The organism is Pseudomonas azotoformans, assembly GCF_900103345.1.
Lineage (GTDB): Bacteria > Pseudomonadota > Gammaproteobacteria > Pseudomonadales > Pseudomonadaceae > Aquipseudomonas > Aquipseudomonas azotoformans.
This window is the reverse complement of record NZ_LT629702.1, coordinates 1,177,723-1,190,382: the sequence shown is the minus strand read 5'-3', so window position 1 is coordinate 1,190,382 and position 12,660 is coordinate 1,177,723. Positions and strand designations below refer to the sequence as shown.

At 61.0% G+C, this 12,660-nt stretch carries 11 protein-coding genes; 6 read left to right on the top strand and 5 right to left on the bottom strand.

Features of this window, described 5'->3' with window-relative positions:
• Positions 1–15: 15 nt before the first annotated feature.
• Positions 16–915, bottom strand: coding sequence for a lipid A hydroxylase LpxO (gene lpxO, locus BLR69_RS05085; protein WP_071495783.1), 900 nt, complete (start codon positions 913–915; stop codon positions 16–18).
• A 278-nt stretch (positions 916–1,193) separates the two neighbouring features.
• Between lpxO and BLR69_RS05080 the strand changes: the two genes are divergently transcribed.
• A complete protein-coding gene (locus BLR69_RS05080) occupies positions 1,194–1,580 on the top strand; it encodes a TIGR03067 domain-containing protein (RefSeq protein ID WP_071495784.1) in 387 nt (128 codons plus the stop codon).
• An 8-nt stretch (positions 1,581–1,588) separates the two neighbouring features.
• Here BLR69_RS05080 and BLR69_RS05075 read toward each other — a convergent pair whose 3' ends face one another.
• Complete coding sequence (locus tag BLR69_RS05075) at positions 1,589–2,401, bottom strand: class I SAM-dependent methyltransferase (RefSeq protein ID WP_071495785.1); 813 nt, start codon at positions 2,399–2,401, stop codon at positions 1,589–1,591.
• Positions 2,402–2,555: 154 nt separating this feature from the next.
• On the opposite strand from BLR69_RS05075, the gene BLR69_RS05070 reads away from it, so the two are divergent.
• The 3 genes from BLR69_RS05070 to BLR69_RS05060 all read left to right on the top strand — a co-directional run bounded on the left by BLR69_RS05070 (position 2,556) and on the right by BLR69_RS05060 (position 6,920).
• A complete protein-coding gene (locus tag BLR69_RS05070; RefSeq protein ID WP_071495850.1) occupies positions 2,556–3,794 on the top strand; it encodes an MFS transporter in 1,239 nt (412 codons plus the stop codon).
• A gap of 142 nt (positions 3,795–3,936) precedes the next feature.
• Entirely contained in the window at positions 3,937–5,523 is a 1,587-nt protein-coding gene (locus BLR69_RS05065; RefSeq protein ID WP_028616043.1) for an ABC-F family ATPase, read from the top strand.
• A gap of 221 nt (positions 5,524–5,744) precedes the next feature.
• The gene (locus BLR69_RS05060; protein WP_071495786.1) at positions 5,745–6,920 is read left to right on the top strand and encodes an MFS transporter; all 1,176 of its coding nucleotides are present in this window, start codon (positions 5,745–5,747) and stop codon (positions 6,918–6,920) included.
• Here BLR69_RS05060 and BLR69_RS05055 read toward each other — a convergent pair.
• Together BLR69_RS05055 and BLR69_RS05050 are read right to left on the bottom strand one after the other, a co-directional pair.
• Positions 6,914–7,951, bottom strand: coding sequence for an alpha/beta hydrolase family protein (locus BLR69_RS05055; RefSeq protein WP_071495787.1), 1,038 nt, complete (start codon positions 7,949–7,951; stop codon positions 6,914–6,916). The two genes, BLR69_RS05060 and BLR69_RS05055, sit on opposite strands and share 7 nt — an antisense overlap.
• Before the next feature lie 206 nt (positions 7,952–8,157).
• Positions 8,158–8,769 carry an FMN-dependent NADH-azoreductase gene (locus BLR69_RS05050; protein ID WP_058426150.1) on the bottom strand — a complete coding sequence of 204 codons (612 nt, stop codon included), beginning with the start codon at positions 8,767–8,769 and terminating at the stop codon, positions 8,158–8,160.
• A gap of 231 nt (positions 8,770–9,000) precedes the next feature.
• Here BLR69_RS05050 and BLR69_RS05045 point away from each other — a divergent pair, with 231 nt between their 5' ends.
• On the top strand, positions 9,001–10,191 hold the full coding sequence (locus tag BLR69_RS05045; protein WP_071495788.1) for an MFS transporter: 1,191 nt from the start codon (positions 9,001–9,003) through the stop codon (positions 10,189–10,191).
• Here BLR69_RS05045 and BLR69_RS05040 read toward each other — a convergent pair.
• Positions 10,157–11,083, bottom strand: a complete 927-nt coding sequence (locus BLR69_RS05040) for an AraC family transcriptional regulator (protein ID WP_071495789.1) — start codon at positions 11,081–11,083, stop codon at positions 10,157–10,159. The genes BLR69_RS05045 and BLR69_RS05040 overlap by 35 nt on opposite strands.
• A 157-nt stretch (positions 11,084–11,240) precedes the next feature.
• Here BLR69_RS05040 and BLR69_RS05035 point away from each other — a divergent pair, with 157 nt between their 5' ends.
• Positions 11,241–12,620 (top strand): NAD-dependent succinate-semialdehyde dehydrogenase, encoded by a 1,380-nt coding sequence (locus BLR69_RS05035; protein ID WP_071495790.1) that lies wholly within the window; start codon positions 11,241–11,243, stop codon positions 12,618–12,620.
• The last annotated feature ends 40 nt before the right edge of the window (positions 12,621–12,660 follow it).

Genomic DNA, 12,660 nt, shown 5'->3' with positions numbered 1-12,660 from the left:
TGACGCCCGAAACAGTCAGATCAGCAGGAAAATGGCCGCCAGCCCGGCAAAGATCGCCCATTTTTCCAGGTAATAACGTGTACGGTTGCGCTTTTTCAGCTCTTTACCGCGCAGCCGAATTTTGTACAGCCGGGTGAAGGCGCGGTTGAGGCCGCCCGTCTTGTCACCGGCATCGTTGGGCGAACCGGCAGCCGCCATCACGGTACGGCTGAACCAACGATTGAACGCTGCGGCCCAACGGTATTTCATCGGGCGCTCGATATCGCAGAACAGAATGATGCGGTTCTGTTGCGTGGTGTTTTCGGCATAGTGGATGTAAGTCTCGTCGAACATCACCGGCTCGCCATCACGCCAGTAGTAGTTCTCGCCGTCCACGTTGATGTAGCAGCCCGGGTCGTTCGGCGTGTCCAGGCCCAGGTGATAGCGATACGAACCGGCATACGGGTCGCGGTGGCGCACCAGCTTGGAGCCCGGTGGCAGTTCGGCGAACATCGCAGCCTTGATCGAACCGATGCCCTGCACCAGCTCGGTGGTACGCGGGCACAGTTTCATCGCCGATGGGTGGCTGTCGCCATACCATTTCAGATAGAAGCGCTTCCAGCCCGACTTGAAGAACGAATTGAAACCCACGTCGTTGTACTGCTCCGAACGCTTGATTTCGCCGGCGCGCAGCAGGTTCTGGCCTTCCTCGCGGATCTCCTGCCAATGCTCCTGGAGCGGGCTCAGGTCAGGGAAATCGCTGGGCGACAGATAGGGTCGGCTGGGCAGTTTGGAGAAGAGATAGAGAAAGCAGTTGATCGGCGCCAGGAAGGTCGAATGATCGCTGAGTTGGCGGCCCAGCTTATGCCGCACCCGCCCACGCACGTGTACATACGCAATCGAGGCAACGTAGAGAACAACAATGATGAGTTTCAAGGGATTTCGTCACAAGTCAGAAGAGAACAGGCTGCTCCTGCGTGCCCACAACGGACGAGGATGGATAGCAGCACCTGAAATCACAATTCACACAATCGGCACGACCGGCTGAGTGACCACCCGGCGCGTGGCCCTTTGCAGTTATTTAGCCACAGGTTGTAACCAAAAGTTAACTAAGAGTTGTGAAAAGCTGTCTTGCGAATGTGCTGCGTAATCAGGCCTCAAATGATAAAAGGCATCGCCATCGACGATTTCCCCTTCAACAAAAAGGAATTTGTATGTCATCCCTTTCAGACCCAGACTTTCAAGCCCTCCAAGGTGCGTGGGAGCAGATCTCACTCGAAGACAGCGGCCTGCTCAACCCCATCGACGCGCACACGGCCCCTGGCGCAATCACCACGATCAGCGGCGACGGCTTCGAAGTGAAGACGGTCAGCGGCGAGGTATTGCTGGCAGGACGTTTTTTCCTGGACAGCAGCACCGTGCCCAAGCGCATTACCTGGATCGACTCCATGGGTGATGACGCAGGCAAACACTTGCCCGCCAGTTATCGCCTCGACGGTGATGAATTTGTGTTCATTGCCGCCGACGAAGGTATGCCCAGGCCAACCACGTTCAGCACAGGCCCTGGGCAAACCATGCGCACGTTCGTGCGCCGCGACTGAAAGACGCCTTAGTCGAGACGCTTGGTAGCGGTCAAGGTAAAGCACATCGGTAATTGTGCGGGTTGGTGCTCGTATTGGTCGTAGAGTTCTTCGCGGTTGGAGTGGGGATACTCCTGCAGGTGACCGATCTGCAACTGGGCACCAACCGCGGCACTGACCACCTCGCCCAGGGTGTGCACATACCAATAGGACGTCGGCCCGGCCACTTCGCCCTGCCCCTCATAGACAATCGACTCCTGCAGTACGAAGGGCTCGCGCTGAAAGTAGGAACTGGCCGGCATGAACGGGTTTTGCGCCCGTGGATCGAACACCTCCAGAAACGGGTGGGTTTCGTACATGACCAACGTGCCACCCGGTTTCAGGGTGCTGGCAACATGCTGCATGAACAACGCTACATCCGGCATCCACCCCAACACGCCAATGGTCACCAGGGCGATATCGAAACGCCCGTGCAACGGTGGCGGCAGGTGATGGATGTCACTCTCGATGAACTGCGGGTTGTGCGGAGAGATATCAGCCAGTTCCCGGGCCTGCTGGAGGAACGCCGGGGATTGGTCCACGCCCACCACCGAGCGTGCGCCGAGGCCAAACAGCGACAGGCTTTCGCGGCCATTGTTGCAGCACAGTTGCACCACATCTTTGCCGGCCACGCCAACGTCTTGCAGCAGCCCGGTAATCGTAGGATCCAGGCAGGAAAAGTCCGCCTGGCCGACGCTGTTGAGCAACGCGTTCCAGGTGTCGGTGGCCTTGTGCAAACCGGCCGATTGATCCCAGGCGTCTTTGTTGCAGGCAATCGCCTGTTGAGCTGAGGGCATGTCCATTGCGTCTCCAGATAATCCATACAGAGGGGCTCAGAAAATAAGCCATGTACCCGCGGAATAAAACCCAGTTAATACACGAAACTTAACGCAATGCCTGCGGGTCACTAAGGCAATGCGTGTTCAGTCCATGAACGCCGCTTGCGAAGTGCTCGCCGTGGCCAAACATTCCGACCTGCGTAACACCTTGTCCCTCGACAGCCTGAATTTCTTCCTGGCGGATGTACGCGACGGACTCGGACCCTATCTGGCCATTTACCTGCTGGCCGTGCACCAATGGGACCCGGCCAGTATTGGCGTGGTCATGACCCTGGCAGGTATCGCCGCATTGATCACCCAAGGCCCGGCGGGCGCATTGATCGACCGCACCCGCAGCAAGCGCGCGGTGATCGCGCTGGCCGCCATTGTGGTGACCGCCAGTTGCCTGCTGCTGCCCTTTGTCAGTTCCTTCAGCCTAGTGGCATTGACCCAGGCCGCCAGTGCTGTCGCCGCCTCGGTGTTCGCGCCGGCGATTTCCGCGATCTCCCTGGGGATCACCGGGCCGCGCGCGTTCACCCGCCGCACCGGACGCAACGAAACCTTCAACCACGCCGGCAATGCCGTGGCCGCCCTGTTGGCCGGCGGCCTGGCCTACCTGTTTGGTCCGGTGGTGGTGTTTTACCTGATGGCGTTCATGGCACTCGCCAGCATCATCGCAATCAGTTGTGTGTCCGCCGAAGCCATCGACCATGAAGTGGCCCGCGGCTTTGACCCGGCACATCACACCGACCATGAGCAACCGTCCGGCATGAAAGTGCTGCTGGCAAATCGTCCGCTGCTGCTATTTGCCATCTGCTGCGCGTTGTTTCACCTGGCCAATGCCGCCATGCTGCCGCTGGTCAGCCAGAAGCTGTCGCAGATCAACCTGCAGATGGCCACGCCACTGACCTCGGCGTGCATCGTCGCCGCCCAGTTGGTGATGGTGCCGATGGCCTGGCTGGTCGGGCTCAAGGCCGACCTGTGGGGTCGCAAACCGCTGCTGATGGCCGGTTTCATGATCCTGCCGCTGCGCGGCGTGCTCTACACCTTGTCCAGCGACCCTTATTGGCTGGTGGCCGTGCAAATGCTCGACGGCATTGGCGCGGGGATCTTCGGCGCGCTGTTCCCGGTGATCGTCAAGGACCTGACCCAGGGCACCGGCCGTTTCAACGTCAGCCTGGGCGCCCTCTCCACCGTGTTTGGCCTGGGCGCAGCACTGAGCAGCAGCCTGGCGGGTTTCGTGGTGCAGCAGGCCGGGTACAACGCGGCGTTCCTGACCCTGGCCGGGGTCGCAGCGCTGGCCTTGGCGTTGTTATGGCTCGCAATGCCGGAGACCCTGGCGAAACCTTCCTTCGCCGGACATACAACTGTCGCCTGACATATGCGACAATGCGCGCCAAATTCCAACACACATCCCCCATTTTCTGCTCAGCGACCGGGTTTCGCGCCTTGATGTCGCTGTTGACGCATGCCTGAAGGCTCCTGCCGACACGCTCGCAACCCATTGATAGGTAAAGTAATTGATCTCCACAGCTAACATCACCATGCAGTTCGGCGCCAAGCCGCTCTTCGAGAATGTCTCGGTCAAGTTCGGCGCTGGCAACCGTTATGGTTTGATCGGTGCCAACGGTTGCGGCAAGTCGACCTTCATGAAAATCCTCGGCGGCGACCTCGACCCGTCCGGCGGCCAGGTCATGCTGGAGCCGAACGTGCGCCTGGGTAAACTGCGCCAGGACCAGTTCGCCTACGAAGAGTTCACCGTGCTCGACACCGTGATCATGGGCCATGAAGAACTGTGGAAGGTCAAGGCCGAGCGCGACCGCATCTACTCGCTGCCGGAAATGAGCGAAGAAGACGGCATGGCCGTGGCCGAGCTGGAAACCGAGTTCGCCGAGATGGACGGCTACACCGCCGAGTCCCGTGCCGGTGAGCTGCTGCTGGGCCTGGGTATTCCGCTGGAACAGCATTTCGGCCCGATGAGCGAAGTGTCTCCAGGCTGGAAACTGCGCGTATTGCTGGCCCAGGCGCTGTTCTCCGACCCTGAAGTGCTGTTGCTCGACGAACCGACCAACCACTTGGACATCAACACCATCCGCTGGCTGGAAAACATCCTGACCCAGCGCTCCAGCCTGATGATCATCATCTCTCACGACCGTCACTTCCTGAACAGCGTGTGCACCCACATGGCTGACCTGGACTACGGCGAGCTGCGCCTGTTCCCGGGCAACTACGACGAGTACATGACCGTGGCGACCCAGTCCCGCGAGCAACTGCTGTCGGACAACGCCAAGAAGAAGGCGCAGATCTCCGAATTGCAATCCTTCGTCAGCCGCTTCTCGGCCAACGCCTCGAAAGCCAAGCAGGCCACCTCCCGTGCCAAGGCGATCGACAAGATCCAGCTGGCCGAAGTCAAGCCATCGAGCCGGGTGAGCCCGTTCATCCGTTTCGAGCAGAACAAGAAGCTGCACCGCCAGGCCGTCATGGTCGAAAAAATGGCCAAAGGCTTCGACGGCAAACCGCTGTTCAAGGACTTCAGCTTCCAGGTCGAAGCCGGCGAGCGCGTGGCGATCATCGGCCCGAACGGTATCGGCAAGACCACCCTGCTGCGCACCCTGGTCAACGAACTGACCCCGGACGCCGGCAGCATCAAGTGGACCGACGCCGCGGAACTGGGCTACTACGCCCAGGACCACGCCCACGACTTCGAAGATGATGTGACCCTGTTCGACTGGATGGGCCAGTGGACCCAGGGCGAGCAAATGATCCGTGGCACCCTGGGCCGCATGCTGTTCTCCAACGACGAGATCCAGAAATCGGTCAAGGTGATTTCCGGTGGTGAGCAGGGCCGCATGCTGTTCGGCAAGCTGATCCTGCAAAAGCCGAACGTACTGATCATGGACGAACCGACCAACCACTTGGACATGGAATCCATCGAAGCGCTGAACCTGGCGCTGGAGAACTACCCGGGCACGCTGATCTTCGTCAGCCACGACCGTGAGTTCGTCTCGTCCCTGGCCACCCGCATCATCGAGTTGAGCGCCACCGGGGTGATCGACTTCAGCGGCACCTATGACGATTACCTGCGCAGCCAGGGTGTGGTGTTTTAAGAGCAGCCATTAGCTGCAAGCTGTAAGAAGAAGCCCTGTCCATCGTGACGGGGCTTTTTGCTTTTTTATGTAGGAGCGAGCTTGCTCGCGAAGAACTTAATAACACCGCAGTAAATCAGGCTGAACGCGTTATCGTTGATGATTTTCGCGAGCAAGCTCGCTCCTACAGAAAGGCAGGTTATGCCATCATGCCCGCACCGCCCGCCCGCGAACGAGTGCCCATGCCTGCCGCCGCCCCCAACTCGATATCGATCACCCTGCAGATCGTCTCCATCGTTTTCTACACCTTCATCGCGTTTATCTGCATCGGCCTTCCGATCGCGGTCATCCCTGGCTATGTGCATGAACAATTGGGTTTCAGCGCAGTAGTGGCCGGGATCACCATCGGTTCGCAATACCTGGCGACGCTACTCAGCCGCCCAATGGCCGGGCGCATGTCAGACAACGTCGGCACCAAGCGTGCGATTGTGCTGGGCTTGGCCGGGATTCTGCTGAGTGGTGTACTGACGTTCTTCGCCACGCTGCTGGCAAGCCTGCCAACGTTGAGCCTGGGTATCCTGATCGTCGCGCGACTGCTGCTGGGCGTGGCCCAGGGCCTGATCGGCGTGGGCACCATCAGTTGGTGCATGGGCGCCGTTGGTGCGGAGCACACCGCACGGTCGATCTCGTGGAATGGCATCGCCTCCTACGGTGCCATCGCCATTGGCGCACCGCTTGGCGTGGTGATGGTTGCGGAATATGGCTACAACAGCCTCGGCATCGCACTGACAGTATTGTCTGCGTTGGGGCTCGTACTGATCCGCAATAAACCGTCGGTGCCGGTGGTGCGCGGTGAACGGCTGCCGTTCTGGGCGGTGTTCGGACGTATCGCGCCGTTTGGCGCCAGCCTGTGCCTGGCCTCGATTGGCTACGGCACCCTCACTACCTTTATCACCCTGTACTACCTCAATCGCGGCTGGGCCGGCGCGGCGTACTGCCTCACGGTATTCGGCGTGTGCTTTATCCTGTCGCGACTGGTGTTTATCTCTGCCATCAGCCGTTTCGGCGGTTTCCGCGCAGCCATTGCCTGCATGACCATCGAGACCCTCGGCCTGACCCTGCTGTGGCTGGCGCCGTCTACCGGCGTAGCATTGATTGGCGCCGGCCTGACCGGCTTTGGCTTGTCGCTGGTGTACCCGGCGCTGGGTGTGGAAGCCATCAAGCAGGTGCCCAACAGCAGCCGTGGCGCTGGGCTGAGTGCGTATGCGGTGTTTTTTGACCTGGCCCTGGCGATTGCCGGGCCGTTGATGGGCGCCGTGGCGTTGAACCTCGGCTACGGCTGGATTTTCTTCTGCGCGGCGCTGTTGTCGGTCACCGCCCTGGGCGTGACCCTGTTGCTGATGCGCCGTGCTTATTGATCAGCCGTCTGCAAACCGGCGCGAGTGGGTTGGCCGAGTGTGTGGGTGAAGAACCGCCCCGCCTCGGAGATCAAGTCGCGGTGAATGCCTTCGCGGTCCACACCATCGGCATCGGTACAAATCGCCGGCATCGTCGCCAACTGGTCGCTGTCACACGGCGACAGGAACACAAAGTGCCCCGCCCCTGCCAATAGCTTGAAGTCCGGAGGCTCCGGCAGTTTGCGCGCCAACGCAGCCGCGTTCTTGTCCACCGCCACCAGTTTGTCGCCATCACCACTGTAGAGCAGCACCGGCACATGCACATCGGCTAGAGTGTGGCGACCGAACATCAGGCTCAGCGGTGCCATCAACATCAGGGCATGAATGCGCGGGTCGGATTGCGGTTGCAGGTCATCACGGTCCACCACCAGTTCGCCTTTGGTGGTGCAGGCGTCGCGATCTTCGGGGCGCTCCTGGCAGTAACGGCGCAGGCGGTCGAAGTCCGGCTTGGCGCCAGCCAGAATCAGCGCGGTCTCACCCCCGGCTGAGTAACCAATGACACCCACCTGATCCACGTTGACGAACGGCGACAGCATCGGGTCGCCGAGAGTGGCAGTGATCGCTTCGGAAATCTGGATCGGCCGGCCGTACAGGTTGCTTACCGTACCCAGGCGGCTGTGATCCTTGTAGTTGTCACCTGGATGCAGCACGGCCACCACCACAAAACCCTTGCGCGCCAGCGAAGTGGCCAGGTCATGCAGGGCCAATGGCGTACCGGTGTTGCCATGGGACAACATCAGCATTGGAAACCGGCCGATGGCGATCTTGGAGTCTTCGGTGGCGGCGACGTGATAAGCCCCCACCTGCGTGGTGTGTTCAAGACCGGTAGAGGGATAGAAGGCGATCGCCTTCATCGGTTGCAAGTCCAGCGGATCGAGAAACGTCATGCGATGGAAGCCCACACTCCAGTGAGGGTGCGGCGCAGGTGCGGCGTGCACTGAAATCAGGCCGCCGAGCAGGGAAAGAACCATAACAGCACAAAGACGCATCATGGGGATGTCCACCTTTGCTGCGTGAGAACCGACATATCGAAAAAAGTCCAGGGTGTTAAACCCATGCTTGCACAACCTGGGCCAAAGTAATGACAGCGCACAAACGAAAAAACTCCGTACTCCGTTCGTTTTGAGGCGAGCAGAATACAGAGTTTAGGCGCCCGGCTTCAGAATGAAACCGAGAGAAGGCGGAATTTACACAAGCCTTACGCGGCGGCGAACAATTGTTCGTTGATGACTACGTTGGCGTCGTTCAGGGACTTGCTGCGCACTTCATCACCGTAGGCCAGGCCTTCGGCACGCACGATTTCGATATCAGTGATACCCAGGAAGCCAAACAGCAGCTTCAGGTAGCCTTCGTGGGCAGCGCCCGAGGCCTGGCCGGCGTGCAGGCCGCCTGCAGTGGACACGATGATGACTTTCTTGTTGCCGCACAGGCCTTCAGGGCCAGCTTCGCTATAGCGGAAGGTCTGACCGGCGACGGCGATACGGTCGATCCAGGCTTTCAACTGGGTCGGAATGGTGAAGTTGTACATCGGCGCACCGACCACTACCGCGTCGGCAGCGAGGAACTCAGCCAGCGACGAAGCGCTCAGGTCAGCCTCATGCTTCTGCGCGGCATCACGCAGCTCAGCGGCAGTGCCCAGGGCACCGAGGGTCGCGCCGGAAAAGTGGTTGATGCCTTCGCTGGCCAGGTCACGGTAGGTCACTTCCACACCCGGTTCAGCCGCTTGCCAGGCCTTGACCACGCCCGCGCTGAGCTGACGGGACGCCGAGTTGTCGCCGAGGATGCTGGAATCGATATGCAACAGTTTCATGCGGGATCTCCAAGTGAGGATCGCGGTGAGGCGATCAAGTGAGGTTAATCCTACAGATGATCCGAATAAAGGATTAGACCGTTGAAACGCGACTGTTTGTCCCGCCAGTGAGACAATCCAACCACAGCATGGCCTGATCCAGCCGAGTTATTGCCCAATCCTCTGCAACGCTGGATTTGGCGACAGCTTCGCTGCATTCTCGCCGCCATTGCGATCACCATTGAGCCCGCCATGCAGCCACACGCCCCTGCCCTGACCAAGGGCCTGACCCTGATACTCGCCATCTGCTGCGGGTTTTCGGTCGCCACGATTTACTACAACCAGGCCATGCTGCCGCTGATTGCGGACACATTTGGGGTGTCCACCGCCCATGTCGGGCAGATCGCGATGCTCACGCAGTTGGGTTACGCCTGCGGGCTGTTGCTGTTTGTACCGCTGGGCGACCGCATCAGCCGTCGCACCTTGATTCTTGCGGTGTTGTGCCTGAACTTTGCCAGCCTGCTGGCCTCGGCCACCGCACCCTCCTATGCCGGGTTGCTGGTGGCGAGCGTGCTGCTGGGCCTCTCGGGTATCAGCGCCCAAGTGATCATCCCCGCCGCGTCCGACCTCAGTGACCCCACGCAAAAAGGTGCGGTGCTTGGCCTGATGGTCAGCGGCCTGTCCGCCGGTGGCCTGCTGGCGCGTACCGTGAGCGGCGTGGTCAGCGGCTGGCTGGGCTGGCGCGGCATGTTCGCCCTCGCCGCCGCACTGGATGTGCTGCTGTTCATGGCGATCCTGACGCGCATGCCCGCCTCGGTCTCCACCAGCAAACTGGCCTACGGGGCCTTGCTCAAGTCCCTGTGGGGCCTGGCGACGCAGTACCCCGCCCTGCGTCAATCGGCGATCAAGGCTGCGCTGGTATTTGGTGCGCTGAACGTGTTCTGGGGCTCAATGGCCGCGCTGCTGGCCGCGGCACCCTACGGGTTCTCCAGCGCCCAGGCGGGCCTGCTCGGGTTGTCCGCCATCGTCGGCATTCTCTGCGCCTCGACCATCGGCCGGCAGACTCGGCGCCACGGCGGTTTGCTGGAATGGCTCGGTATTACTACCGTGCTGGCGGCCTTCGTGCTGATCTACCTGTTCGGCCCCCAGGGCTGGTGGTGGCCGATCCTGATCGCGGCGACCTTCCTCGACCTCGGCAACCGCATCAACCAGCTCGCCAATCAGACCCGCGTGCTGGCCCTGGAGCCGGCCGCCACCAGCCGCCTGAACACCGTTTTCATGGTGGTCTACTTCATCGGAGGCGCCCTGGGCTCGGCCAGCGGCGCCTTTGCCTCAGCGCACTACGGCTGGCAAGGACAGGCGCTGACCGGCGCAGCATTCGCCGGGTTGGCGCTGCTGCTGACCCTGCTCAATGGGACGACACGTATATCGACGCCGACGTAGGCGCCGGCAACGCATAGGTGCGTTTCATCCACTGGATTTCTGCCTGGGGCGTGCGCCCGAAGAAGCGTTTGAACTCGCGACTGAACTGCGACGCGCTTTCATAGCCGACCTTGGCACTCGCCGTGGCGGCGGTGATATCGCTGCGCAGCATCAGCAAACGCGCCTGGTGCAGACGCGTGGACTTGAGGTACTGCATTGGCGAGGTGTCGGTGACCGTGCGGAAATGCGCGTGAAAGCTCGGCACACTCATCATCGCCTCCCGGGCCAACGCCTCCACGTCCAGATGCTGGGCATAACACCCATGGATCTTGCGAATCGCCCGCGCCACCTTGCCGAACTGCCCCTGGCGATTCAACGCGGCGCGCATCGAACCGCCCTGCTCGCCCGTGAGGATCCGGTAGTAGATTTCGCGCATCAGCGCCGGGCCGAGGATGTGCGCGTCCATCGGCGTACGCATGGCTTGCAGGAAGCGCAACAACGACTCACCGAGCAAGTCATCCATGGGCGATGAATACATGCCGCGCGGCTTGGCGTCGACCAGCGCCGGAAACTCATCCAGCGCCACCATCAGCTCCGCCGCGAGGGTGAAGTCCAGGCGCAGATACACCCCCAGCATCGGCTCGGCTTCACTGGCGTCGGTCTCCATGGTGAACGGCACCGGCACTGACACCACCAAATAGTGCTGGGCGTCGTACAGGTAAACCTCATCCCCCAGATATCCGCGCTTGCGCCCCTGGCAGACAATCACGATGCCGGGGTCGTACAGCACCGGCACACGCTGCAACGGGCGGTTGGAGCGCAGGAAGCGCACGTCGTCCAGTGCGCTCAGGTTATAGCCCTCGACAGGCGCCAGGGTGTCCATCAGCGCGACGATTCTGTCTGTACGGTCCATGGATCCGGGCCTCTGTGCAAAGTGCCACGGTAACGCGCAATCCACATCCACGCTACGTCCTCATAGGAATAGGCAATCAGCACATTGGAATGGATATTCGCTCAAACACTGTCTCTGCGTAGCCTGAAACAGCACTTTCAGCCCTCGGAGATTCCCCATGCTTATCGTCTACAACCCTGCTACCGGTGAAGAAGTCGGCCGCGTCGCCCAGAACACCACCAGCCAGGTCAAGGCCGCCGTCGACCGTGCCTGCGCCGCCTTTCCCGCATGGTCCTCCAGGCTGGCCAAGGAGCGCAGCGACCTCCTGCGCCGCTGGCACGACGCGGTCAAGGCCGACAAGGAAGCCTTCGCCGAATTGCTCTGCCGCGAAAACGGCAAATGCCTCAGTGAAGCCCGTGGCGAGATCGACTACGGCCTGGGTTTTATCGAGTGGTATGCCGAAGAGGCCAAACGCGTGTACGGCGACACGATCCCCACCCATGACCGCAACGCCAATGTGCTGGTGACCAAGGAAGCCATCGGCCCGGTCGCCGCGATCACCCCATGGAATTTCCCGTTCATGATGATCACCCGCAAGGTCGCCACGGCCCTGGCCGCCGGTTGCACCATGGTGATCAAGCCTGCCGAGGATACGCCGCTCACCGCGTTCAAATTGCTCGAATACGCCCGCAAAGCCGGGATCGCGGAAGGCGTGCTGGAGGTTGTAGTGGGCGATCCCAAGGCGATCGGCCTGATCCTCACGAGCGACCCGCGCATCCGCAAAATCTCGTTTACCGGCTCCACCGGCGTTGGCAAATTGCTCGCCGCACAATGCGCGGCGAGCATCAAGAAGATGACCCTGGAATTGGGCGGCAATGCGCCGTTTATCGTGTTCCAGGACGCCAACCTGGATGAGGCGGTGAAGGGGCTGGTCGGTGCCAAGCTGCGCAACTCCGGCCAGGTATGCATCTCGCCGAACCGGATCTTTGTGCAGCACAGCATCCTCGACGACTTCATCACGCGCGTGAAGCACGCCGTGGCCGAGATCGAAGTGGACCAGGGCCTGCGTGAAGGCTTTGTGGTCGGCCCGCTGGTCAATCAAGCGGGTTTTGACAAGGTCGTGCGCCTGGTGGAGGCCGCCAAGGCTGCCGGAGCCAGCGTGCTTATGGGCGGCAAACCCCACGCCAAGGACGGCCTGTTCTACGAGCCGACGATATTGACCGGCTTGCAGGACGACTCCCCCCTGGCCACCGAGGAGATCTTCGGGCCGGTGTTCGCCATCTACTCGTTCAAGGACGAAGCAGAAGTGATCGCCCGCGCCAACCAGACGGAATTCGGCCTGGTCGCCTATGCCTACACCAGCGCACTGGGGCGCTCGTTGCGCCTGTCGCGCCAGTTGGAGGCTGGCATGGTGATTCTCAACTCAGGGTCGGTCGGCACTGCCTCGGTGCCGTTTGGCGGGATCAAGCAGTCCGGGTATGGCCGTGAAGGCAGCTACTACGGGATCGAAGAGTACGTGCAGGTGAAGTATGTGTTGATGGCAGGCGCGCAGTTCTAACGCTCGCTGCACACCTGTAGGAGCGAGCTTGCTCGCGAAA

Excerpts from the sequence above, each read along its gene's own strand:
- BLR69_RS05050 (WP_058426150.1), bottom strand. The coding sequence starts at position 8,769 with ATGAAACTGTTGCATATCGATTCCAGCATCCTCGGCGACAACTCGGCG.
- BLR69_RS05035 (WP_071495790.1), top strand. The coding sequence starts at position 11,241 with ATGCTTATCGTCTACAACCCTGCTACCGGTGAAGAAGTCGGCCGCGTC.
- BLR69_RS05055 (WP_071495787.1), bottom strand. The coding sequence starts at position 7,951 with ATGATGCGTCTTTGTGCTGTTATGGTTCTTTCCCTGCTCGGCGGCCTG.
- BLR69_RS05075 (WP_071495785.1), bottom strand. The coding sequence starts at position 2,401 with ATGGACATGCCCTCAGCTCAACAGGCGATTGCCTGCAACAAAGACGCC.
- BLR69_RS05060 (WP_071495786.1), top strand. The coding sequence starts at position 5,745 with ATGCCTGCCGCCGCCCCCAACTCGATATCGATCACCCTGCAGATCGTC.
- BLR69_RS05040 (WP_071495789.1), bottom strand. The coding sequence starts at position 11,083 with ATGGACCGTACAGACAGAATCGTCGCGCTGATGGACACCCTGGCGCCT.
- BLR69_RS05080 (WP_071495784.1), top strand. The coding sequence starts at position 1,194 with ATGTCATCCCTTTCAGACCCAGACTTTCAAGCCCTCCAAGGTGCGTGG.
- BLR69_RS05045 (WP_071495788.1), top strand. The coding sequence starts at position 9,001 with ATGCAGCCACACGCCCCTGCCCTGACCAAGGGCCTGACCCTGATACTC.